This is a genomic window from Acetobacterium sp. MES1, assembly GCF_002237635.1.
GTDB lineage: Bacteria > Bacillota > Clostridia > Eubacteriales > Eubacteriaceae > Acetobacterium > Acetobacterium wieringae.
In genome coordinates, this window is sequence record NZ_MJUY01000050.1 from 196163 (window position 1) to 221112 (window position 24950).

General features: G+C 44.6%; 24 protein-coding genes and 1 pseudogene. 12 read left to right on the forward strand and 13 right to left on the reverse strand.

Going from position 1 to position 24950, the window contains the following annotated elements; all coding sequences use genetic code 11:
• Positions 1–60 precede the first annotated feature (60 nt).
• From BI182_RS14235 to BI182_RS14280, 10 genes are all read left to right on the forward strand, one after another.
• The gene (locus BI182_RS14235; protein ID WP_286808804.1) at positions 61–3081 is read left to right on the forward strand and encodes a methyl-accepting chemotaxis protein; all 3021 of its coding nucleotides are present in this window, start codon (positions 61–63) and stop codon (positions 3079–3081) included.
• A 276-nt stretch (positions 3082–3357) separates the two neighbouring features.
• Positions 3358–6225 carry a methyl-accepting chemotaxis protein gene (locus BI182_RS14240; protein ID WP_286808806.1) on the forward strand — a complete coding sequence of 956 codons (2868 nt, stop codon included), beginning with the start codon at positions 3358–3360 and terminating at the stop codon, positions 6223–6225.
• A 200-nt stretch (positions 6226–6425) separates the two neighbouring features.
• On the forward strand, positions 6426–6917 hold the full coding sequence (locus BI182_RS14245) for a Na+/H+ antiporter subunit E (protein WP_286808808.1): 492 nt from the start codon (positions 6426–6428) through the stop codon (positions 6915–6917).
• Positions 6914–7177: an MrpF/PhaF family protein gene (locus BI182_RS14250; RefSeq protein ID WP_286808810.1), complete on the forward strand. Its 264-nt coding sequence runs from the start codon at positions 6914–6916 to the stop codon at positions 7175–7177. The genes BI182_RS14245 and BI182_RS14250 overlap by 4 nt, the downstream gene beginning before the upstream one ends.
• Positions 7174–7476: a monovalent cation/H(+) antiporter subunit G gene (mnhG, locus tag BI182_RS14255; protein ID WP_070371266.1), complete on the forward strand. Its 303-nt coding sequence runs from the start codon at positions 7174–7176 to the stop codon at positions 7474–7476. Before BI182_RS14250 ends, mnhG begins: the two co-directional genes overlap by 4 nt.
• Entirely contained in the window at positions 7473–8018 is a 546-nt protein-coding gene (locus tag BI182_RS14260; protein WP_070371265.1) for a Na(+)/H(+) antiporter subunit B, read from the forward strand. The genes mnhG and BI182_RS14260 overlap by 4 nt, the downstream gene beginning before the upstream one ends.
• Positions 8008–8271 (forward strand): Na(+)/H(+) antiporter subunit B, encoded by a 264-nt coding sequence (locus tag BI182_RS14265; protein ID WP_286808814.1) that lies wholly within the window; start codon positions 8008–8010, stop codon positions 8269–8271. Before BI182_RS14260 ends, BI182_RS14265 begins: the two co-directional genes overlap by 11 nt.
• Positions 8264–8656: an MnhB domain-containing protein gene (locus BI182_RS14270; protein WP_250935284.1), complete on the forward strand. Its 393-nt coding sequence runs from the start codon at positions 8264–8266 to the stop codon at positions 8654–8656. The genes BI182_RS14265 and BI182_RS14270 overlap by 8 nt, the downstream gene beginning before the upstream one ends.
• Positions 8653–9006: a sodium:proton antiporter gene (locus BI182_RS14275; protein WP_286808817.1), complete on the forward strand. Its 354-nt coding sequence runs from the start codon at positions 8653–8655 to the stop codon at positions 9004–9006. Before BI182_RS14270 ends, BI182_RS14275 begins: the two co-directional genes overlap by 4 nt.
• A complete protein-coding gene (locus BI182_RS14280) occupies positions 8999–10600 on the forward strand; it encodes a complex I subunit 5 family protein (protein WP_286808819.1) in 1602 nt (533 codons plus the stop codon). The genes BI182_RS14275 and BI182_RS14280 overlap by 8 nt, the downstream gene beginning before the upstream one ends.
• Here the strand turns inward: BI182_RS14280 and BI182_RS14285 are convergent.
• From BI182_RS14285 to BI182_RS14295, 3 genes are read right to left on the reverse strand one after another with little or no spacing between them, the layout of a single operon-like run.
• Complete coding sequence (locus BI182_RS14285) at positions 10597–10827, reverse strand: FeoA family protein (RefSeq protein ID WP_070371260.1); 231 nt, start codon at positions 10825–10827, stop codon at positions 10597–10599. The genes BI182_RS14280 and BI182_RS14285 overlap by 4 nt on opposite strands.
• Positions 10803–11579: an HD-GYP domain-containing protein gene (locus BI182_RS14290; protein ID WP_286808820.1), complete on the reverse strand. Its 777-nt coding sequence runs from the start codon at positions 11577–11579 to the stop codon at positions 10803–10805. Before BI182_RS14290 ends, BI182_RS14285 begins: the two co-directional genes overlap by 25 nt.
• A 27-nt stretch (positions 11580–11606) precedes the next feature.
• Positions 11607–12659 (reverse strand): GGDEF domain-containing protein, encoded by a 1053-nt coding sequence (locus BI182_RS14295; protein WP_286808822.1) that lies wholly within the window; start codon positions 12657–12659, stop codon positions 11607–11609.
• A 394-nt stretch (positions 12660–13053) separates the two neighbouring features.
• Between BI182_RS14295 and BI182_RS14300 the strand changes: the two genes are divergently transcribed.
• Complete coding sequence (locus BI182_RS14300) at positions 13054–13317, forward strand: hypothetical protein (RefSeq protein WP_070371257.1); 264 nt, start codon at positions 13054–13056, stop codon at positions 13315–13317.
• A gap of 136 nt (positions 13318–13453) precedes the next feature.
• Positions 13454–14053 (forward strand): hypothetical protein, encoded by a 600-nt coding sequence (locus BI182_RS14305; RefSeq protein ID WP_286808829.1) that lies wholly within the window; start codon positions 13454–13456, stop codon positions 14051–14053.
• 95 nt (positions 14054–14148) lie between these two features.
• On the opposite strand, the gene BI182_RS14310 is transcribed toward BI182_RS14305, so the two are convergent.
• The 10 genes and pseudogenes from BI182_RS14310 to BI182_RS14355 all read right to left on the reverse strand — a co-directional run bounded on the left by BI182_RS14310 (position 14149) and on the right by BI182_RS14355 (position 24772).
• A complete protein-coding gene (locus tag BI182_RS14310; RefSeq protein ID WP_286808881.1) occupies positions 14149–16263 on the reverse strand; it encodes a methyl-accepting chemotaxis protein in 2115 nt (704 codons plus the stop codon).
• Positions 16249–16932 (reverse strand): annotated as a pseudogene (locus BI182_RS14315) (cache domain-containing protein); the annotation flags it as partial. The pseudogene BI182_RS14315 and the gene BI182_RS14310, both read right to left, overlap by 15 nt.
• Before the next feature lie 15 nt (positions 16933–16947).
• The gene (locus tag BI182_RS14320; RefSeq protein ID WP_263993081.1) at positions 16948–17073 is read right to left on the reverse strand and encodes a hypothetical protein; all 126 of its coding nucleotides are present in this window, start codon (positions 17071–17073) and stop codon (positions 16948–16950) included.
• A 292-nt stretch (positions 17074–17365) separates the two neighbouring features.
• Entirely contained in the window at positions 17366–17662 is a 297-nt protein-coding gene (locus BI182_RS14325) for a GNAT family N-acetyltransferase (protein ID WP_148637690.1), read from the reverse strand.
• A gap of 19 nt (positions 17663–17681) precedes the next feature.
• Positions 17682–19946, reverse strand: coding sequence for a diguanylate cyclase (locus BI182_RS14330; RefSeq protein ID WP_148637689.1), 2265 nt, complete (start codon positions 19944–19946; stop codon positions 17682–17684).
• A 286-nt stretch (positions 19947–20232) separates the two neighbouring features.
• A complete protein-coding gene (gene phoU / locus BI182_RS14335) occupies positions 20233–20964 on the reverse strand; it encodes a phosphate signaling complex protein PhoU (RefSeq protein WP_148637688.1) in 732 nt (243 codons plus the stop codon).
• A 13-nt stretch (positions 20965–20977) separates the two neighbouring features.
• Positions 20978–21736, reverse strand: a complete 759-nt coding sequence (pstB, locus tag BI182_RS14340; RefSeq protein ID WP_070371251.1) for a phosphate ABC transporter ATP-binding protein PstB — start codon at positions 21734–21736, stop codon at positions 20978–20980.
• Between the two features lie 8 nt (positions 21737–21744).
• Positions 21745–22950 carry a phosphate ABC transporter permease PstA gene (gene pstA / locus BI182_RS17305; protein ID WP_353744778.1) on the reverse strand — a complete coding sequence of 402 codons (1206 nt, stop codon included), beginning with the start codon at positions 22948–22950 and terminating at the stop codon, positions 21745–21747.
• Entirely contained in the window at positions 22951–23832 is an 882-nt protein-coding gene (gene pstC / locus BI182_RS14350) for a phosphate ABC transporter permease subunit PstC (protein ID WP_148637686.1), read from the reverse strand.
• Positions 23833–23929: 97 nt separating this feature from the next.
• Positions 23930–24772, reverse strand: coding sequence for a phosphate ABC transporter substrate-binding protein (locus BI182_RS14355; protein WP_070371248.1), 843 nt, complete (start codon positions 24770–24772; stop codon positions 23930–23932).
• Positions 24773–24950: the final 178 nt, after the last annotated feature.

Below are 24950 nucleotides of genomic sequence, written 5' to 3' on the forward strand. Positions count from 1 at the left end.
AACAAACGGCAAAGCCTATCGCAATTACCTAAGATTATTATTTTAAAAGGAGTGGTATATATGAAAAGCATTCGAACAAAACTGATGGTTTATTTTTCTGGACTGATTCTGCTTGTCTGTGCCGTCTTTACCTTTGTTTCGATAAACGCCCTAACGAACGCAGTGGTGTCCGAAGCTGAGCAATCGCTGGAAACCCAGGCGCAAAATTCAGCGGATATCATCAGCAGTCGAAACGAACAGAATTATATTTATCTTGAAGGGATTGCTTCCCGGGATAAAATTTTTTCCCCAAGCGTGCCAATCAATGAAAAAATGGCGATCCTGAAAAATGATGTCAGCAGCTCCGATCGCTTCCTGCGGATTGGTGTTTCCGATCTCAATGGCAACCTCTACCTGTCTGACAGTTACGGTGATCGCGGGCAAATTGTCGATATTACCAAACGGGATTATTTTCATGCTTCCGCCGCCGGTGAACGGGGCACCATGAACCCGGTGATCAGCGTCAATCCTGATGACAATGGCGCTTTGATCATGGCCTACTCGGTACCGATTTATGAAAACGGCGCCATCACCGGCGTCCTGGTTGCGGTAGCCAACGCCTGGTTTCTCAACGATATCACCGATTCGATGAAGTTTGGCGAGACCGGTTATACCTACATTGTCGATTCCACCGGTACTGCCATCTCTCATCCCGATCGGGATAATGTGGTCAACCAGATGAATCCCATTACCCTAGCGGAAACCGATGCCAATTATCAGGAATTAAGCACCGCCATTGGGGCGGCCCTGGAACAGGAATCAACTGCATCAACCTATACCCTGGGTAATCAGGAATATTATATGGCCTCGTCAAAAGTTGATGGTATGGATTGGACCGTGATCCAAACCATCGAGTCTGATGAAGTCCTGTCAGCTTTGCCAGGCGCTATTTTAAACAGTGTCCTGATTTCTGTAATGGTTTTGGCCGTCAGTCTGATCTTCTGTTATTTAATTTCTAAACGGATTACTGACCCCATTAAAAAAGTCAACCACATGATTAAAGAGATGGGCCTCGGTCACTTGAGCACCCGCCTTAACATGGAATCCAAAGATGAAATTGGTGAGATGGCACTGGCCATGGATAATTTTGCCGATAATCTTCAAACCGATGTCATTGAGGTGATGAACCAGATCTCTGATGGCAACGTTTCAGCTGAGATCGAAGTGCTCGATGCTCAGGATGAAATCAAACCAGCTCTTAAAAAGACCATTGAATCGATTCGGGGTCTGATTAATGAAGCGACGATGCTATCTCAGGCCGGGGTGGCTGGAGAACTGTCGACCCGGGGCGATACCGAAGCCTTCAAAGGCGGTTTTAAAGATATTGTTGTTGGTGTCAATAACACCCTTGACGCCGTTGTCGGACCTCTTCATGTGGCGGCTGATTATGTGGAACGCATCGGCAAGGGACAGATCCCCGAAAAGATCACCGCCACCTATAACGGCGATTTTAATACCCTGAAAAATAGCATCAATGCCTGTATTGACGGCCTGGGAGCCCTTAAAGAAAGCAATCGGATTCTTGGTAAAATGAGTCTCAATGATTATTCTGAAACCATGCCGACGAATTATCTGGGTATTTATGCTGAAATCGGCCATTCCATTAATGATGTCCACACCCGACTGACCCGAATTGTTGAAATCTCTACCAATATCGCCAATGGGAACATGTGTGATCTGGAAGTATTATCAAAAATCGGTAAACGTAGTGACAACGATACGCTGATTCCCGCCCTTGTGGCGATGATTCAGAATATTCTTAACCTGGTCAATGAAACTGAAAAAATGGCCAGCATTGCCATTGAAGGTAATTTAAGCAATCGCGGTGATGTCTCCGGCTTCCCGGGCGACTTTGGAAAAATCGTTACCGGATTTAATCAGACTTTGGATGCAGTGATTGCCCCCATTGAAGAAGCTTCGGCGACGCTTACCCAATTGTCCCAGGGCAATCTCCATACCCAAATGAGCGGTGACTACCGGGGTGACCATGCTCAGATCAAAGAAGCATTAAACCGTACCATCAACTTCCTAAACCAATACGTTGGCGAAATAACCAGCACCTTGGAAGAAATGGGCCGAGGTAACCTGAGCCAGGAAATCACCAGCGATTATCTGGGCGACTTCCAGGCGATTAAAACGTCGCTTAATGATATTAATACCAACCTCAGCACCACCATGACCGACATCGATGTGGCAGCTGGTCAGGTTGAAGTGGGCGCCCGTCAGATTTCTGACGGTGGTCAGGCGCTGGCCCAGGGTACCACTGAACAAGCCAGTTCAATCCAGGAATTGACCGCCTCCATCGAAGAAGTCGCTGGAGAAACCAAGAAAAACGCCATTCGGGCTAACGAAGCCAACGAGCGGGCCATTGAGGTTCGCACCAGTGCCGAAGTCGGCAACACCCAAATGACGAAAATGATTGCTGCCATGAGTGACATCAATATGTCATCCAATGATATTTCCAAGATCATCAAGGTGATCGACGACATCGCCTTCCAGACCAATATTCTGGCGCTCAATGCCGCCGTTGAAGCGGCCCGAGCCGGTCAGCACGGTAAAGGTTTTGCCGTTGTTGCTGAAGAAGTCCGAAGTCTGGCCGCCCGAAGCGCTGAAGCCGCCAAGGAAACCACCGGCCTGATCGAAGGCTCCATCGAAAAGGTCAATATGGGAACAAAAATTGCCGATGACACAGCCGTCAGTCTCAAGGAAATTCTAGATGAGATCGAAAAAGTAACCGGTCTGGTCGGTGATATCGCCCAGGCCTCCAACGAACAGGCTTCAGAAATCGCCCAGATTACCCAGGGTATTGAGCAGGTTTCCCAGGTGGTCCAGACCAACTCAGCTACTGCCGAAGAAAGTGCCGCCGCCAGTGAAGAGCTGACTGGACAAGCCGAAATGCTCAAAGAAATGGTGGGTGCCTTTAAACTTAAAACTGCCACCCAAACCACCTTTAAAGCTGCTGCTCCTTTAAAATCAGAGCCCCCGGTTCCCGAGCCACCAGTGCAAATCCTGCTGGATGATATGGAAATGGATAAATACTGATACCCCTTATCTGATTATCCCAAAAACTTTTTGCTCATGCTAAAACACAATCCAACTTTAATTTAGCACTGACTCTGGCCAGGCCTCAGGTTGTCCGATCTTGACAATCTGAGGTTTTTGTGCGATAAGCCTTTTTTAAACGCTTTTTTTATTCTCCCATGGCCTTTTTAATTTAATTCATTATTTTATGCGCTTATGCTGTTACTGTTTGTCTGATTCGGGTAAATAAACCCCGAAAGAGGAATTATTTTATCCGAAATAAAGGGGGAATAAAAAATGCGATGGATTCTTAATCTAAAAATTGGTACCAAGCTGATTGTGAGCTTTATGATTGTGGCCCTTATCACTGGGGTTGTTGGTCTCGTCGGTATTATGAATATGCAGACGCTGCAAAATTCCAACAAACTTCTCTACGAAAAAATGACCTTGCCAATTGCCGAGGTTGGTCAAATTTCCACCTCCTACCAACGGATGCGGGTGATCGTCCGGGACATGATCATCGAAAACAGTCCCGAGCTGATTCAGTCCAATGCAGACAAGGTTATTATCCGTAATGGCGAAATTGACGAGGCCGCTGCGGCTTTTGCAGAAACCATCGTCGACCCCGAAATGCAGGCTGTCTTTGACGAATTTGTGGAAGCCCGAAAAGTTTTAGCCCAGGAATTTGAAAAGGTCAAAGAATTGGCTATCCAGAATCGGGACGCTGAAGCCTTTGCCCTACTTGCCGATACTGGTCCTTATGAAATTGCGGCATCAGCTCAAATGGATTTAATTAATGAACTGGTGCCGATGAAACTGGAAGAAGCCCAGCGAACTGCAGAAATGGACAGTGCCACAGCCGATGCCGCCATGACCACCATGATTATTGTCACCCTTGTCGCTTTCGCAGTGGCGATTGCTTTGGGTTTAGTGCTTCGCTCAATGATCAGCAAACCCCTGCAACAGGCTAATCAGATGATCAAAGAAATGAGTCTGGGACATTTCACGATGCGCCTGAACATGAAACGAAAAGATGAAATCGGCGAAATGGCCGAATCCATGGATACCTTCTCCGATGACATTCAAACCGTTGTCATTGGCACTATGAACCAGATTTCCAATGGTGATGTCAGTACGGATGTGGAACCAAAGGATGCCCAGGATGAACTTTCACCAGCACTTAAACTGACCATTGAAACCATCCGGAGACTAATCAGTGAAGCTACTATGTTATCAAATGCAGCTATCGCCGGACAATGGGAAACCCGTGGCGATGCCGATGCATTTAAGGGCGGTTTTAAAGAAATAGTGGAAGGTGTTAACGCCACTCTTGATACCGTTGTCGATAAAATGGTCTGGTATGAAGCAATTGTTGATGCCATTCCATTCCCGCTACATGTCACCGATAATGATATGAAATGGACCTTCATGAATAAGCCATTTGAAGAACTGATGATCGCCAATAATGTCATCACGGATCGTACATCTGCCTGTGGCATGGACTGCTACAATACCAATGCCGATATTTGCCGTACCGAAGGCTGTGGAATCCGGCGACTGGTCGACCAGGGCTTAAATGACAGCTATTTCGAATGGGTCGGACGAAGCAATAAACAGGATACCGCCTATCTCAAAAACAAAAAAGGTGAAAATATTGGCTTCGTCGAAATCGTCACCGATCTAACCCCGATTATCCGGGTTAGCGACTATACCAAAACTGAAGTATCACGACTTGGCAACAATCTGATCCGTTTATCAGCAGGCGATCTGGACTTCGATATGAATGTTGGCGAGCCCGATGAATACACCACTGAAGTCAGTGCGCAGTTCCATGAAATTGGCAATACTCTCGGTGAAGTAAAAAATTCAGTGGATAACCTGATCAGTGATGCCACCATGCTGGCTGAGGCCGGTATTGCTGGCCGCTTGAATACCCGGGCTGATGCCAGCCGTCACCAGGGCGATTTTGCCCGGATCGTCGACGGTGTCAACGCTACCCTGGATGCCGTTGTGGAACCGGTTCAGGAAGCATCGGCGACCTTGAAAGAACTGGCCCAGGGCAACCTGAATACCGGAATGGTTGGCCACTATAATGGCGACTATACCTTAATCAAAGACAACATGAATCAAACTATTGCCTTCCTGAAACGGTATGTGGATGAAATTACGGTTACGCTGGAAGAAATTGGTCGCGGTAATCTGGATCACCAGATTACCACCGAGTATCTGGGTGATTTCCAGGCCATTAAAACAGCCCTGAATGAGATCACCAGTACGCTAAGCAACACCATGACCGAAATCAACGTGGCTGCCGGACAGGTTGACATGGGGGCCAAACAGATATCTGATGGTGGACAGGCCCTATCGCAAGGTACCACCGAACAGGCCAGCGCCATTCAACAACTGACGGCCTCCATTGAAGAGGTTGCCAGCGAAACCAAGCGAAATGCCATGAATGCCAATGAAGCCAACGAACTGGCTGTCAATGTTCGCGCCAATGCCGAAAAAGGCAATAGTCAGATGGCTACGATGATCGGGGCGATGGGTGACATCAATGATTCCTCGAATAATATTTCGAAGATTATCAAGGTAATTGATGACATTGCTTTCCAGACCAATATCCTGGCTTTGAATGCGGCCGTGGAAGCAGCCCGGGCTGGTCAGCATGGTAAAGGGTTTGCTGTTGTCGCTGAAGAAGTTAGAACCCTGGCTGCCCGAAGTGCTGAAGCTGCCAAAGAGACCACGGGCTTAATTGAAGGCTCGATTGATAAGGTTAGTGTCGGAACAAAAATTGCTGATGACACCGCCGAAAGCCTGAAAGAAATTCTCAATCAGATTGACAAAGTTGCTGGCTTGGTTGGCACCATTGCCCGGGCCTCCAATGATCAGGCTTCTGAAATCGCCCAGATTACCCAGGGTATTGAGCAGGTTTCACAGGTTGTTCAGACCAATTCCGCCACTGCCGAAGAAAGTGCCGCTGCCAGTGAAGAGCTCTCTGGTCAAGCTGAGATGCTAAAACATATGGTTGAAGCGTTTAAGCTAAAAACCACGAGTGCTTCCAGCAAAACTGCACGATCAACTTCCGCTTCCCCGGTAAAACCGGTTATCACCCCGGCACCAGAACCAAGCATCATTCTTGATGATCTGGATATGGATAAGTATTAATAGTTTTGTCCTCACCATTTCGAGGCCTGGTTTTATCCAAACTAGGCCTCATTTTCATCCTTCAAAACTGTTCTTAATTCGATACCGGCGACTCTAATTTTTAGAATGTCCGATAAAAGCATGTGGTTGACAGTGCGTGCTTAGCTTGATTATAATAAAAATGACTCCCCTGATCATAACGCCACGTTTAAGGAGTTTGTATGAAAAAACTGATTGATAACCTTGTTCTGCTTTTTATTTTTACTGGTTTTTGGCTTATTTTAAATGAAAGTCTGGCTTTATCCCAGATTCTGGTGGGTCTGTTTTTTTCGTCAGTCGCCTTATTTTTCACCAACCGTTACTTGCTGGAAAATGACTATCAGAGGGCTTATGGAATTAAGCCCGAAGTGCTTTTTCGTTACGCTATCTATTTATTTTTTCAGATTTACCGCTCCGGCTTTTTCGCAATTTTAAAAATTCTTAAGAGTGAGGATACTGTCAAGATCATCGAGTACGAAACCTGTATCCATAGTGATCTGGGCATCTGTCTTTTGGCCAATGCCATTACTCTGACACCCGGCACTGTGACTCTTGGCAAGAATGGGCGACAGCTTAAAATTCTGGCTTTCGCCGATGAAAAGAGCTTTACTGATATCGCCGAAGGAAAAAGCTGTTCTCCCTATGAAATGATATTAAGGAGTTTGGATCGATGACATTTTTAGAAATAACCTTATTGATTATTGCTATCTATATTGTTCTGGTACTATTTCGGGTTATTCTGGGGCCAACGATTTGGGACCGCCTGCTGGGACTAAATACTATTTCAGCAAAAATTATCATGTCAATCGTTCTCCTGGCACTGATTACGGATCAGTCCTATTTAATGGATGTGGCCCTGGTTTATGCACTGCTGGGGTTTATCGGTACGGTGCTGATTGCCCGATTCATTGAAAAGAAAGGAGACCTGTCATGATCGACTTGCTGGCCTATCTGCTTGTCACCATTGCCCTTATTTTTATGGCACTGGGGGTAATTGGCCTGTTTCGCTTTAAAGATTTTTACTCCCGGATTCTTATTTCTGCCAAAATTGAAACGGTCGGTTTTTTAACCATCATGATCGGTCTCATTATTTTGTCGGGGTTTAGCTATGCTGCTATGAAAATCATGCTGATTACTCTACTGGTGATGATCACCAATCCTCTTTCCACCCATGCCATCGCCCGATCAGCTTTTTTAAGTGGCTATACCATCAATCAGGATACCCGACTATGACGACAAACATCCTTCTGATCACCCTGGTTGTTCTGGCCATCATCGCTCTGAACACCAAAAAATTACGGCGGGCGGTTGTCTATCTGGGAGTTTTCTCGCTGATCAGTTCCTTTCTTTATCTGCTTTACGGTGCCCCGGATGTGGCCATTGCTGAAGCGGTTATCGGTACGACCATCACGACCGTTTTATATCTGGTGGCACTCAAAAAATATCAGATCTTCACTATTTATTTTTGTAGTGATCCAAACGATCCGAATCGTCGCAATCTCACGAATAATTCCCCGTTCTTAAACAGTCTTGAATCGTTTCTGGTCAAACGGGAAATGGAACCTCAGATCATTTATTCTGAAAAACCCATAAAGACCATTCTGACTCAGGATAAATTTGATCTGGCCATCTGTCAAACTGACCAAAAATTCTGGATTTATGGCAGTGTCGATGACTATCAGCTGGATGCCCTTGAAGATCATTTGTTGACAAACCATGGCGACCTGAACATTCATTTGATTCGCTATACCGAAGGAGACGATAATGAAGCGTAGAATTATAACCCTGATTTTTGCCGCTACCCTTGCCGCTCTGGTTCTTTTTATCAATTTTGATGCCCCACTGGTTGCCGCTCCAGAAATTGCCCGTTTTTATCTTGACCATTTCAACGCCGATACCCATACCCAAAATGCCGTCGCCGCAATTTATTTAAACTACCGGGTATTTGACAGTATCTTTGAAACCCTAATTCTGCTTGTCAGTGTATCCGCAGTTGTCAATTTATCCTGGAGGCGCAGTGATGACTGACAATTCTGAAATTATCACCCGGATGACCGGACTCTTGTATCCCTTTATTTTATTGTTTGGTTTTTACATTATTTTAAACGGTCATGCCAGCCCCGGTGGGGGATTCCAGGGCGGGGCTGTGCTGGCTGCTGTATTTATCACCCGGTATCTGGTCGATCCGAATCGGTGTATCCGGTTAAGAACACTAAAAACCGCTGAAAAAATTCTGTTTGTCTGTATTATCCTTTATCCGACCTTTTTTTTATTTTCAGCCACCGCCAACCATACCGAAATAATGAACCTGATCTATCTGATCGCAATGAATTTTTTAATTGGTTTAAAAGTTTGCAGTGGTTTTACCATCATCTTTTTCAGATTTGCCTTTTATGAAGGAGGAATTTTATGATTGCACTTAATGGCGAAACCATCAGCATTGTACTTTTTTTTGTGGGCGTTTATGGACTAATCGCCCGCAGAAATATCATCAAATCAATCATGTCTATCAGCATCATGCAAGTGGCGATCATATTATACTTTGTTAGTACCAATGCAGCTCCTGGGAGCGTCCCACCGATTGGCGATGTAAACCAGATGTTACTGGCCGCCGACCCGCTTCCCCAGGCCTTGATGATTACCGATATTGTCATCGGCATCGGAGTGACAGCGGCGGGTTTAACGCTGTTTATTCATCTCTATCATCGCTTTGGATCAACCAACTGGCAAAAAGTCATGAAAAAAAGGAATCGCCATGATTAGTCTGCACTGGCTTATTTTATCCCCGCTCATTATTGGCACCACTGTAAAACTGATGCCCATTAAAGCCGCAAAAAAAATCATGGTTCTCTTTCAAACCGCCTTATTGGCTGCCGTTACCATGATCTTTGTTGAGGTACGTCAAAATGGTCCGCTACTGGAAAACATCGGAAGCTGGCCGGATACCATCGGCATCACTTTAAGGGCAGATTTACTGGCCACTGCCATGGTTTTTTTAAGCTGTTTTTTATTCCTGGCAATGGTCATTTTTGTTCACAACAAAAATTATGCCGACCACCTTTTCTTCTTTCTTTTTCTTGGTCTGGAAAGCCTGATTATTGGAATTTTTCTTTCCAATGACGTATTTAACATATTTGTTCTGATTGAAGCCGCCACCCTGATTATTACCATATTGATTATGTATAAACAGGCAAGTGTTTCTGTATACGATGGGATGATGTATTTTTTGATCAATGTGGTCGCCATGTCATTTTTCTTAATGGGTCTGGGGATGCTTTATAAAAAAATCGGCGTTCTTGATTTTTATGCTCTGGAAGCGGCACTCAGTCAGATTGACAATCCCGCCAGCCTGATTCTGCCGTATGCCTTTATGATCACCGCCGTTAGTTTAAAAGCTGCCTTGATGCCGCTTTTTAGTTGGCTGCCCAAAGCTCACGGGACCCCCAGCGCCCCGTCAGTTGTTTCGGCTATCCTGTCCGGCCTGTATGTTAAAACCGGCATTTACGTTTTCCTCCGGTTGCAGACCACCTTTGCTCCCCTGATTGATACCTCAGAACTGTTTGTGATCCTCGGTTTTATCACCGCTGTCGTCGGTTTTATGCTGGCTCTGGCTCAAACGGATATTAAACTGCTGTTGGCATATTCAACGGTATCACAGATTGGGGTTATTATGATCGGCATCAGTCTGAATAATCCTGCGGCTTACTGGGGTGGCCTTTATCATCTGATGAATCACGCTATTTTTAAATCAACACTATTTCTCACCGCCGGGATGATCATCTCCGAGTATAAAACCCGAAAGATCAGCGAGATCCATGGTGTTTATTCACACATGCCCGCCGTCGGCGTAGCAACGATCTTATCAATTTTAGGGATCATTGGGGCACCGCTGTTTAATGGCAGTATCTCCAAATTTTTGATCGCTACTGGCGCCAGTGGTAGTTGGATCGAATCGGGTCTGATTCTGATTAATCTGGGAACCATCATCGTTTTTATGAAATACGGTCAGCTTCTGTTCGGCCACTCCGACAAAAAAGAAGCAGCCAACTCCGATATTTTGGAGAAGGCCGTCGTATTAACCTTAAGCATGCTGTGTTTTCTCGGCGGAATTTTTGGCAGTGACTTGATCGCCATCCTTTTTAATATTAGTTTGACGATAAACCCGTTATCCTATGGTGAAAAAATGCTGCTTTTTGTGGGCTCAATTTTGCTGGGACTATTGATTTACCGCAGCTTATTCAAAAAAAGAAATCCTTTAGCCTTTATCCGTTCTTTTGAACTCGGTTTTAATGAAATCTGTCTTTCGATCACCTTATTTTTTGCCTTTATGGTCGTCTACTTAAAAATAACCCTTTAACGATATTTTGCAGTTTCAACCTGAATTTTAGCAACAATCTCATAACCCAGCGCCAGCTGACTCCCCAATAGCTCGATGGTCATGGGGCCCTGATGCTCGGTGGAAATGACTTTAAGCACAGCGCCCCGAATCAGCCCCATGCTGTAAAGCCTTTTAGACAGTTCTTCATCCAGACTTAACGCTTTCACAATAACCGTACTACCTATTCGACACATGGATAATGGCATATCTCTCTCCTCTTTTTTAATCGCTCGGATGATTCTCTTTCTGTCGGCTTATTTCGTTTAATGAGATCATCTAACAAAAACACAATTCGTCCATCCAGTAGCTGGGGTGATTCGTTAATGATTTCCTGAAATGCCAATTCATAGCTCAACGCCTCCCGGTAATTGCGCTTACTGGTCATGGCATCAAATACATCAGCCACGCCGACAATCCGCTGATAGAGATGGATCTCATCCCCAATCAGATGCCTGGGATAGCCGCTCCCATCCAATCGCTCATGATGATTATGAACAATATCGATGCTCTCCTGGGGCAGCCATTTCTGTCCACTGAGTACCTGATAGCCAATTTCCGAATGGGTTTTAATTACTGCAAATTCCTGATCGCTGAGTTTGCATGGCTTATCCAGTATTTCCCGTGGTAGAAAAAGTTTGCCAATGTCATGAAGCAAAGCGCCCACCCCAATTTCGGTGATTTCCACTTCCCTCAATCCCAGCTCCTGCCCCAGACTCATGGCCAGTAAGGCGGTTCGGATTGAGTGACCCGGCAGACAATTACTGGCACATCGGGGATTTCGGTATTTTTCCAGATCTCTGAAAGATGTCACCTTTAGTTTGGCAATCAGTCGCTTGATATAACTTCTAAAATTTCCAGTAAATATCTCCTGATTACCAGCTAAACGATAGCGCTGATCCACTTCAGTTAAATACCTGGAAAAAACATAAATGTCTTGGGATGCTTTTTTTTCAGTCATCTAACTCTCCTCTCCTTGGTTTGGCTCTCATTTAAATTGGGCGCTGGTAACCCGATTCTTGCCGTTTCTTTTTGAACAATATAAAGCTTCGTCGGCCTGATCCACCAGCATCGTCTGTTCTCCCCGGTTTAATGCCACCGTAGAATGACAAACCCCGGCAGAAAGGGTTATTTGCATCGTCTGATGGTCAAATTCGAAAGGGTATTTCGCAACCGTTTCACAAATGCGTTCGGCGATTCGCTGGCCAAAGGGTTGCCCCGTTCCCGGTAACAATATTGCAAACTCTTCCCCGCCATATCGTGCCCCAATATCTGAGCTGCGAAGCTGTTTTTTTATTATCTGAGAAACCTCCCGGATCACATAGTCCCCTGATAGATGGCCATAGACATCATTGACGGTCTTAAAATCATCAATATCCAAAAGAATCAGCGTTATTGGCGCATGTTTTTCGGCAATCACTTCCAATGACTGATAGAAAGCTTGATGATTGGACAAGTCGGTTAAAAAATCGGTCGTCGCCCGGTACTCCAATAATTGGTTTTTATATTCGATTTCTTCCATTGCATAGTGGTTTCGCTTGTAAACATCACTGATTAGCTGGTTCAATTCACCAACAAAAAAACTAAATCCCATCAGCAACACGCCCTGAACGAAAATGACGCCTCCAGAAAGATAATTCATCAAAATTCCCACCAACAGATAGCCAAGCGTCGCAAACAGCCCATGAACGATACTTTTGGTGCGATCATTGGCCAGACTGGCCGTCAGGATAAACAGGCAAAGAATCGGCAGAACCAGGAAAAAAAAGCTATTCAGATAGATACAGCAGATGGAAATAAAAAGCACATCCATGATACTTTGAAAATAACCACCTAACAAATTTTCCAGTTTCAGGATTTTCCCGATGGCAAGGAGGTAAAGCTCAAAACCAATATAGATTCCATAAGCAATCAGCATGATTGTCATCATCTCTGTCATCATCTGAGAAAAAAAATAATAAACCAATACCACTAACACCAGTATGCAGTGGATCCCCATGTATATTTCAGTAAAGATCTGATCCTTTTTTGTATTCACCATTGTTAACTCCCGCATTTTTCTTTATTAGATAAGACTAACTCAAAGCCCAAAACAATAAGTTAGTATTTTCTAACTTATTGTTTTTCAGTATATCACTGTGTTTTAATTTTATCAAGCGCTTTTATTGATTATTGTCCGTCAAACTGTTTAAACAATGATAATGCAGGTTCTATCAATCGCTCAGATTAAACGTATGATAGCCGCAAATGATAATTTTTATTCTCTGGCAAAAGTCTGCTTATCTTTAACCATAAATCCTAAAGTTATTATAAACTATGGCGATATTAATAGTAAGCACGAATCAATACGATTCAAATAATCTCAGATGAAAACCACATCGACCAACACGTCTCCCTTACAAAAAACTATTACCGGAAAACAGGAGGTTCATCAAATGAAGTGGATTCAAGACATTAAAGCAAGCACCCGGCCATGGTTGACATTTTTATCGGGCTTTGTGACCATCACTCCTGATGAACCCGATGAAACAGCAATTATTAATGATTACTTTGTGACCTACCTGCAAAACATTGCAGCGGATCAAATTAAACTGGTTTCCTGTGAAACAGAACAACTAAAACATGAAACCAATGAAGTGCCATCACAACACCCCGAAAAATCATTACGCACTTTGTCGTCAATAAAACAGATCGGATAAAAAATGTCCTTTCAGCCTTGTAATCTGAAAGGACGTTTTTTACCTGTGATATTTAAAATAAATGTTATTTTTGACCGAATTATGTCGATATAGTTTAGAGAAGCTCGTTACTATTATATTAAATAAGGAGGCTGTTATGAATACAAATGCAATTGATGCCAACAAGTCCTTGAATCAAGCGATTCAAACCAAAGGCGTTACTCAAAATGCTGACGTTAAAGTTGAACCCGAAGCTGCAGATAAGGTTCAGCCAGTCGTGCAGAAACTCGACTCCATTGAACTTGGCACAGCAACTTCACAAGACATCGGAACCTACACGGTCGACCGTAAAAAGATCAACGAAATCAAACAGGATTTTGCCCGTAACACGGAGTCGTTCAAAAAAATGGTTGAGACCATGATTGAAAAACAGGGCAAAAAAGTCAGTCAGGTTCTTAAAGATCTGGCAGAAGGAAAAGATGTTCAAATCACGGTCGATTCTGAAACCCAGGCAGCAGCTCAGGAAGCGATTTCTGAAGACGGCTATTTTGGCGTCAACAAAACATCCGAACGAATTATTGATTTTGCTAAAGCCCTCTCCGGCGGTGATAAAAGCAAGATCGAAACCCTGAGAAACGCTTTTAAAGAAGGTTTTGAAAGTGCCAAAGAAGCCTTTGGCGGCGAACTCCCTGAGATCTCCCAACAAACCTATGATAAGGTCATGCAGGGTTTTGATGATTGGGCCAAAGAAGAATAATATCCTATCTGCCCCAAAAACACTTTTTATCCTGGAGCGATGCTCCTCTATCAATAAAAAGACAAGGAAAAATGCTTCCTTGTCTTTTTTTAGTCTTATCTTTTAAGTTTAAACCGTGATATCATTTCTTTTAGTAACTGGGATTGACCCGATAATTCTTCACTGGCAGCGGCTGACTGCTCGGCTGTTGCAGTATTTCCCTGGACAACCTGGGAGACTTGATCAACCCCCAGATTTATCTGGGTGATGTTGGTGGCTTGATCATTGGAGGCTTCCGCAATTTCCTGAACCAATTGCGCAGCCTTGGTAATTTCTTCGACAATTTCTTCCAATGCGATGGCTGTTTCATCGGCAATTGCAGTACCACCCTCCGTTTTTTTCACCGAACCTTCAATTAAAACCGTGGTTTCCTTGGCTGCTTCAGCACTTCGGGCGGCCAGGCTTCTAACCTCTTCTGCCACCACCGCAAAGCCCTTGCCATGTTGGCCAGCCCGGGCTGCTTCCACGGCCGCATTCAGTGACAGGATATTGGTCTGGAAAGCGATATCGTCAATAACCTTGATAATTTTTGAAATATTTCCCGAGGCCTGGTTGATTTCATCCATAGACGCCTGAAGTTGACGCATGCTATCATTCCCTTTTTGGGCTTTTTCCTGGGCTGTCGTTGAAAGCATGTTGGCTTCGCTGGCCCGTTTGGCGTTATCTTTGGTTTTATCAGCAATTTCATCAATGGAGGAGCTCAATTGCTGGATGGCAGCAGCCTGTTCAGTTGAACCCTGGGCCAGCATCTGACTGCCATCTGATACCTGTGAAGCACCGGCAGATACCTGATCGGCGGCTTCATTCATATCTTTTAAAATCCCATTAAAGGCTTCAATAATATGGTTAAGGGCGGTTTTAATCGGTTCAAAATCGCCTTTATAATCGCCGATGATGCTAACAACCATATTTGAATTGGCCATCTGATCAAGAATCTCAGACACCTCATCAACAATTCCCTGTAAAAAGTCCAGGGTACTGTTTAACGAATCTTTAATTGCTGAATGCTCACCCTTATAGTCTCCGACCATCCGTAACTTCAAGCTGCCGTTGGCTACTTCTTCCAGTACCAGATTGGCTTCCTGTATTGGTGCCACGGTGGCTTCCAGGGTAGCATTGATGCCGGCAACAATCCGGGCATATTCACCGCTGTGTTTATTGGTGTCAGCCCGGGCATTCAGATCGCCCGCCACTGCCGAATCCACCAGACGATTGGTGTCTCCCACCAGCTTTTTAATACTTTCAAAGGTACGGTTTACAGACTCTTTAATCCGGGCATATTCACCTTTATAGTTGCCTTCCATTCCCTGATCAAGATTACCCTGAGCCATCGCTTCAAGTACCACCGATGCCTCGTGAATCGGCTCTGCCATTGCATCCAACGTCGCATTGACCCCAGAAATAATTCTGGCATATTCGCCACGATGTTTGGTTGTATCAGCCCGGGTGTCCAGTTCTCCAGCGACGGCAGCGGCTACTAAATAATTCGTGTCACTTACCAGCATTTTAATGCTCTCAAAGGTTTTATTCACTGAAATTTTAATGACTGCATGCTCACCCCGATAATTCCCCTGCATATCCTGGTCAAGATTACCCTGGGCCATGGCTTCAAGTACCACCGAAGCTTCTTTGATTGGTTCAACAACAGCATCGAGAGTCGCATTGACCCCAGCGATCACCTTTTGGTAATCCCCATCGTATTTGGTTTCATCCGCCCGCTCATCCAATCGACCTTCTACGGCAGCGCTAACTAACATATTGGTATCGGTAATCAGGGTTTTGATGGCTTCCTGCGTGTCCTGCAATGCCGGGCCAACCTGATCATGATCTCCAACCATAATAATTTCATCATCCAGATTTCCCTGTGCGATATGTTCAAGTTTATCAATCAGATTGTCCTGAACATTCTGTTGCATAGTTGCAACGGCCTTTAGCATGGTTCCAATTTCATCCTGGCGATTAATATATTTGCCAGCATTGGAATGTTCGTCATAGCGAAAATCAAAACCTGCCAGCCGATTAAGCTCTTCTGTTGTCGCCACAATCGGTTTTGAAATGGTTCCACTGATGAGAAATACCGCAAATGCAGCGACGATAATTGCCAGCACAATTACTGTGATGATCGTATTGCGAACCTCTGCCACCTGGGCATCCAGTTCAATCTGATCCATCGCTACCGACAAAACCCAGGGCGTCCCTTCAACCGGTGCATAGCCAACTAAAAAGTCCTTTCCTTCCAGACTGTAATCTCCAAATCCCGGTTCCCGGGTTGTCATCTTACTACGCACCAATTCAGCTAATTGCGCATAATCCGGATTTTCTTCGTCTGCTTTGGCAAAATTAAACTGCTGCTTAACCAGCTCCAGATCGGCATTTCCGACTGCAATCCCGTCATTGTTGATCAATGAACCAAAACCCGTTTCACCATAGGTAACTTCGCCAACAATATTGCTGAGCGTCTTCCCTTCTTTTCTTCCATAAAGGACAGCGGCGATCGCTCCGTTTTGATAAACTGGTGTCGCAAAAAGTAATACCGGTTCACCGGTAACCCGACTGATGGTGATGTCCGAGACGGTCGGCACCCCGGCGGCAGCACCTTTAAAATAACTTCGATCAGCCACATTAACGGCATCGCCAGCAGCACTCTGGGTAACCCCATTGCCGCTTAAATCTGCTAGAACAAAGGCATCATAACCGACTCGAGCCGCTTCACCTTCAAAAAAAGCTACCCGTTGTTCTTTTGACACCGCCGGATCCAGAATCAGTGAATTTTGTGCCAAACCTTCCATATAGTTCAGCTGATTGTTTATTCTCGCTTCGATATAGCGGGCCTGAACCTCCGCCGTACTCTGTAATTATTCATGCGCATCTTCCTCTAAAACGCTGGTGAACTGATTAACCACAATAACCCCCAGAATACCGGTAACCACCAGAATCAGTGCGGTAAACAACGTGATAAGACGTAATCGGATCGATTTCATCGTTTCCCCTTTCTTTTCCCTTTTATACTACTCAGCTGCGCTGAGATTTACCAACCAATGTTGATGGCATCTTTACAGACTGGCTGTAATAATATACCACATTTTATCATTTGCAAACGTTTCTTTTCATAATTTTGCCATAATTATTATCGTTTTTTACAACGATTCGCTTATTATACGGTTTTAACCTGCAAAAAACAAGGGCATAAAAATAAAAAGACAGATAATAAATCCGCCTTTTTTGATCGTTTCGATATTCTTGCTGTTTTTCACTTGAAACGGTTATCGAATATTAATTATCACATGAATCGGTGTCATCTGAAAAAACATCACCATTGTCCGGGTTTTCACTGAGCACCTTTTCGGCATAGGAACAATAGGAGCTAATTTTAAGTTTATTTTCCCGGGCGAACGCCACTGCCTTAGCCACCAGCCTAACCCCCAGTTCCTGACCTCGGAGTTCTCTGGTGACATAGACATGCTCAATAATCAAGTGTTGGCCTTCAAGGTGATAACTCAATAAACCGACAGGTTCATCTTCATTGACGCCCATATAGAACTTATTTTTCGCTTCATGAATGGTTTCCATTTAGTTCCTCCTTCTATCCTTAACTTTCAGCGGCCACACGATTTCGCCCCTGACTCTTAGCCCGGTAGAGGGCCTGATCCGAGCGGATTAAGAGGGCATCAATCGTTTCGTTTTTACGCAATTGGGATACTCCAAAAGAGCAGGTCTTTTTTCCCACCTGCCTAAACACATGCGATTCAATCATTACCCGAAGTTTTTCGGCCAGAACCATGGCCCCAGACAGATCCGTGTCAGTAGAGATAATGATAAACTCTTCGCCGCCCCATCGACCTAAAACATCATTTCTCCGGATTCCTTTGGCCAGAATCTCGGTGATCTCTGTTAACACCTGATCACCAACCTGATGACCAAATTGATCGTTCACTTTTTTGAAGAAATCAATATCCACCATAATCACCGATAAATCCCGCACCATATCATCTGCCGCAGACTTTTGCTGCTTTAGCACCTCATCAATCTTACGACGATTATAAAGACCGGTAAGTTGATCTTTAATGGCCAACTCTTTTAACTCTTCTTCCAACCGTTTACGCTCCGTTACGTCCCGTTCCATGTAAAGTACACCAATGGGATTGTTGTTATTGTCCCGGAGAATATTAGCATTAACCTCGCAATAAAAATGACTGCCGTCTTTTCGTACCATCAAATATTCAGCAGCTCCAGTTAGATTTCCCTTGATCATTTCGGTGATATAGTAAATTGCTTTCTGTTGATGGCTTTCGTGAATAAATTCCAAAATATTTTTCCCAACACATTCTGCCATGGAGTCAAGGCCCCACATTGAATACGATTTTTCGGTTGCAAACTCTACCACCCCATCCATGGATGAAATTGCAATCCCATCCGGAGATGTCTCAATGATAGCCTTGAATTTTTCTTCGCTGGCTCTGAGGGCTTCTTCGATATATCGTCGTTCAATGATTTCATCCTGGAGCCGTCGATTTGTTTCGATTATTCGGGCGTGGGCTTCTTTTTCTTCTGAGATGTCCCAATTCGTACCAATCATCCGCACAGCGTTTCCACCTTCGTCGTACTGTACCGTTGCTAAAGCACGAATGGTGTGAATGGAACCATCCTGCCAGACCACCCGGAACTCAAAATTGTATTCTTGTTTTTCCCGGATAGCCTGTTCTAACGCTGCGATTAGCTGTTCTAAATCGTCGGGGTGAATGACCTGTTTCCAGATTTGTTCCGGAACCCAATAGTTTTTTTCTGGTAGATCATAAAGCTCCAGCATTAAGTCATCAAAAAGCATTTGATTGGATAAAATGTCCCAATCCCAAATTCCGACCCGCCCAGCCCGAGTAGCCAGGGTAAGCCGGGTAGATGTTCGTTTTAATTCTTCTTCAGCCTGTTTTTGCTCTGAAATATTAAGAAGGACACCATTCCAAAGACAATCACCATTTTTCAACGGGGTTGGCTCGGATTCAAACCGAATCCAACGGATCGCTCCCCCAATCTGGCTACGCCCTTCCCAGCGAAAGCTCTGTCCACGGCTGGCCGCCCCTTTTTTTGCCGCTCTCAGCGATTTCCGATCATCCGGAAAAATGGCCCGATCAACCGCCTCGGTATCGGCCAATACCTCAGCAACCGTTAAGCCCAGCATCTGGCAGAACTTTTCACTGCAGTATTCAAACCGGGTTTCGCCGGTACTTTTTCTGCGCATGGTATAGATCCCCACAGGAATCCGCTGTACCAGCTTATCATAGCGGGCGTTGCTTTGGGCTAAGGCCTGTTCCGCTTTTTTCGTCTCGGTAACCGTCCAGACACTTTCCATTAACAGGGTGATGTTCAATATGTCTCTTTCGACATAATCCGTCGCTTTATTGGCTAACCCCACCACCCCAACAATTTCCTGATTCTTAAAAACAGGAATGGTCAAAAAATTGTAAAGCGGGACATGTCCTTTGGGATAACCTCTTTTGAGCGGATTTTTTTGTTGATAATTGTTTATGACAATTGGCCGTCTCTGGCGCACGGCTTCCCCCCAAATCCCGGTTTTATCCAATTGATAGACGGTTTCCAGTTTTTCTACATGACACGCTTCCATGACCTCTTCAGACCAGGTATTTAAAATAAATTCTTCTCGGTCTTCATGGTAATGGTAGATGTACCCGATCTGGCTACCAGTGAGTTCGATGGCCTGGGTGAGTGCATAGTCCAGAAATTCCTGAATGGACTCTGAAGGATGCTTAAGAATATCGACCAGTCGTCTTAACCGCTCTTCGCTGTCTTTATCTTCGCCGATAACAGTTGTGGCGCTTTGTGTTTCTTTCGTATTCATAGTAGCTTCCAGTCCTTTTGCAAAAATTCAACCTGGTAATGACTTTCGTAAAATAATTAATAATCATTCTCTGCCTACGATCATTATAATCAGGACTGGCAGAAATTGCCATCATAATTATTCGACTTGCCCATTTGTTTAAGACATATTTTGTTTTTGTTTGAATAGTTACTTACCCAAATCGATGCCTGCTTATCAACTATTTAAAATTTAACGGTATACAAATTAAATTGCAAAAAAAGTCGGATTTTCTATTCATCCGACTTTTTGTGCTTGTTTTTAATAGCTATTTCGCTGATTTTTCAAGTTCCATGGCCTTGATCTTTTTTTGGAGAGCCAGTGTCTGTTCAATCGTCTCTTCATCCAGGTCGTTAAAATCAATGTAGTCACCGGTAACGATATAAAAGACTGTTTCAAAAATATTGGTAGCGTGGTCACCAATCCGCTCCAGATAGGAACCGACGAAAATAAATACCGAGCCCTGATGGATATTTTTTGAATTGTCCATCATATAGGCCAAACATTCATGATGAATCTGAATATTCAGAGCATCAATCTCGTCTTCCATATCCACCACTTCTCTTAAGCGACTAATGTCTTCATGAACAAAGGCCGCAATAGCCAGCTTTAACAACTTTTCGGCCAATTCACAGGCCCGGGGAATATCAACCAGTCGTTTCATATACACAACTTCCGACAGTTCCAGCACCCGCTTGGAAATATTCACCGCTAAATCAGCAATTCGCTCCAGATTGGTGATAATCTTATAGGTCGATGCCAGCCGCCGCAGATCCGTGGCTACTGGCCCCTGGGTCGCAATCACCTGACTGACTACCAGCTGCAGTTCAATTTCTTTGGCATCCACCAGATCATCCCGGTCGATGACCGATCGGGCCAGTTCGCAATCCTGCGATTTTAGCGCAGCTACCGAATCAGACAGCATTTTTTCAGTCATCGCAGACATCCGTAAGATTTCATCTTTGATCATTCGCAGTTCTTCATTATATTCAATTCGCATTTCATTCTCCTTATCAACCGAAACGTCCGGTGATATAATCCTCAGTCCGTTTATCATGGGGGTTTGTGAAGATGATCGGTGTTTCATTGAATTCGATCACCTCGCCCATCAGAAAGAAAGCAGTTTTATCTGAGATTCGCCCGGCCTGCTGCATCGAATGGGTGACGATAATAATGGTATAATCTTTCTTTAAACTGGACATCAGATCTTCAATCTTGGCCGTGGCAATGGGGTCGAGCGCCGAGGTCGGCTCATCCATTAAAATCACCTCCGGGTTCATGGCAATGGTCCGGGCAATACAAAGCCGTTGCTGTTGACCACCGGATAAACCCAGAGCCGATTTGTTGAGTCGATCCTTGACTTCATCCCAAAGGGCTGCCTTTGTCAGACTTTCTTTTACCAGGGCATCCAGTTGGTTTTTATCCTTCATTCCCTGGCATTTGGGACCATAGGCGATATTTTCATAAATACTCATCGGAAAGGGATTGGGTTTTTGAAACACCATTCCCACCCGGGTTCGCAGATTGATGACATCAATGGGCCCGTTAATATCTTTGCCGTCAAAGAGAATTTCGCCCTTTATTTTAACGCAGTCGATCAGATCATTCATCCGATTGAGACAGCGCAAAAAAGTCGACTTACCACAGCCGGAAGGGCCGATGAAAGCCGTCACTTCCTTTTCGCGGATTTCCATATTGATTGATTTAAGGGCTTGAAAATCGCCATAAAACAAATCCAGGTTTTTAGTATTAAACTTTATATTTGTGTCCATATTACTCCTCATTTTTTATTAAAGACGTCCAACTTGTCAGAAGTGATCCGGGACAAGCTGTTCAGTACAATAACAATGACAATTATGACAATCCCTATCGCACAGGCGAGTTCGATGTTCCCTTCTTCTTTGGCCACATAATAGGCCTGTACCGTCAGGGTACTACCCGGTGAAAAGAGGGTTCCGGGTATTTGTGCTACGGTTCCAGCAGTTAATAATAAGGCCGCCGACTCACCAACTACCCGACCGATACTAAGCAGTACTGCAGTAGCAATTCCAGGAACCGCACAGGGCAACACCACCTTAAAGATGGTTTGCAGCTTGGTGGCACCAAGGGCCAGTGAACCTTCCCGAAAGGCCATCGGCACGGTTTTTAAGGCTTCTTCGGTACTCCGGATGATAACCGGCAGCAGGATAATGGCCACGGTCAGACTACCAGAGATCAGTGAGATTTGAAAATTCATTGCGACTACAAAGAAGGCCATCCCAAACAGACCAAAAATAATCGAGGGAATCCCCGCCAGACATTCAGCGGCGAAACGGATGGCATTGACCAGTCGTCCGGGCTTGGCATATTCGGTCAGATAAATCGCCCCGAATATCCCCAATGGTAAGGCCACAATCAGTGACAGCAAGACCATATACAACGTGGTGATGATATTCGACTTGATCCCACCGCCGGGTTGAACAACTTTTATTTTCAATTCGCCCGATTCTGCAGTGATCGTTTCTGCCACTTCTTCCAGCGTCATGTCGCCAAAATCAGTGCCGTTAATGCTCTGGAGAATATAATCGGTGCCAATGGTGATTGCCTTTCCGGTTGAATCAATGGCCCCGTTAAGCGGCGAGTCTTTTTCAATGTAACTAATCACAATCTGTTCCCGCTCGGTACTGTGATTTTTATAAGAAACACTGGCAATGGCAGCGCCGATGTTTTCCACATAGATGGGGCCTTCTTGCAGTGTTTCATAGCGTTGATCATAAGGCTGCTTGCTTTTCAGGCTTTCTTCGTCAATGCTCAATGGCACCTCACCAGACTCCACAAAAGCGTAGACGACCTTTTCGTTATAATCCCGGGTCAAGAAATCCCAGTTTACCAGACCAATTCCCTTTACAAAAATAAACCCGACAATCGAGAGCAAGACACTTAAGGTGATGCCAGTGGCCAGATAAATAATCCCTTTGACTAAACTATCTTTTGCTGTTCTTCCCATTTAACTACCTACCTTTGCCTTAACCAGTTTATTGACAGCCAGATTGATGATCATAATAAAAATAAATAAGACCACCCCAGTTGAATACAGCAGCTCCTGGTGAACCCCGGAGGCGTAGCCCATTTCCAGGGCAATATTGGTCGTTAGCGGCCGGATCTGATCAAACAGACTGGTGGGAATCCCCGCAATGGGATTTCCACAAACCAGCATCACCGCCATGGTTTCGCCGATGGCCCGGCCAATCCCCAGAATCACCCCGGTCATGATTCCCGATCGGGCAGCTGGCAACACGACCTTAAAAATCGTCTGGATTTTTGATGCCCCCAGGGCATAAGAGCCTTCCCGATATTCTTTCGGGACAGCGCTGATGGACGTTTCTGAGATGCTGACCACGGTCGGTAAAATCATAATTGCCAGCACCAGGATCGTCGCCAGCAGCGATTCCCCCTGAGCCATGGGGGAAATTTTAAGCACATAGGGAACGATAATCCCCAAGCCAAAAACCCCATATAAAACCGATGGGATCCCTGCCAGTAGTTCTACCGCAAAACGGATCATCTTGCCCAGCCGGGAACCAGCCAGTTCCGAAATATAAACGGCGGTAAGAATTGCTACGGGTACACCAATTAGTATCGCTCCGAAGGTTGCATAAATGGATCCCACAATCATGTAAAAGATCCCGTACATATTTGAACCCGGGCGCCATTCAACGCCGGTTAAAAAATCCCATAGTGGATAACTATTCGAAATAAATGGTTTAAGTCCGTTAAAAAACACGAAAACTGTAATCGCCAGTACACTGATTACAGCTACGAAAGCACAGATTAAAAAAAAGCCTTCGATGATTGTTTCTTTTCGTTTCTTACGTTTAATTGCCTGCAAAATAAACGCTCCTTTTCATACCCATGCTGGTCACCTGATGTCATGGGATTATTTTAATGAAGAGAGACTCCTTCTCAGGAGTCTCAGTTTTTTGGTATTAAACTGCGATACCACCGTGTTCTTCTACGATCGCCTGTCCTTCGGTACTCATCAGGAAGTCAAGGAATGCCAGGGTTGCATCGTCAACTTTTGACTCGTCATACATGGCCAAAAATGGTCGTGAAATGGGGTAGGTTTTGTTTTTAACATTATCAACGGTTGCTTTTACGCCGTCAACATCAATGGCTTTAACGGTTTTATCAACAAAGGTTAACGAAACATAGCCAATGGCATTGGTATTTCCAGCTACCGTAGTCTGAACATTTCCGTTACCTTCTTTGATGGTGGCATCGGCTTTCAATTTTTCTTTAAAGCCAACCAGTTCTTCGACTGCATCTCGGGTTCCCGATCCATCTTCCCGGGATACGACAACAATAGTTCCATCGGCTCCGCCAACTTCGCTCCAGTTGGTAATTTCGCCCATATAGATTTTAGCTACCTGATCTTTGGTCAGGTTGGTAACCGTATTAGCCGGGTTTAAGACGATGGCAATTCCATCATAAGCAAAGATTAGTTCCGTTAAATTACCCTTTTCTTCGGTTTTCAATTCCCGGGAAGCACAGCCAAAGGAATAGGTACCAGCGGTTGCGCCTTTAATCCCATCAGACGAACCCGTTCCGCTATAGGTGAACTTAGCATCAGGGTTTAAGGCTGTAAATTCTGAACCAGCTGCATCGATAATTTTCTGTACTGAAGTGGAACCGCCACCGTTGATTTCACCGGAAACCGCCTCTTTCGTTGTTGAGGTCGTTGTTGATCCAGATGAACCGCATCCTGCCAGGGTCAGTACGGTCGCACCAACTAACAGTGATACTAAAACTCTTTTTAATTTTTTTGACATTTTTTTCTCCTTCAAATTTCCTTGATTATCGTTGTTTGCATAGCTATCTTATCAAATAAAAAACCATAAAAGGTTTTGAGGAGGTAAAGAGATTGTTAACAGTCTGTTAAATAGATGGCGTTTAAATTTTTGTTTTCGATTACAGGATTACAAAGCAAAAAAAGACAAAAACAGACTG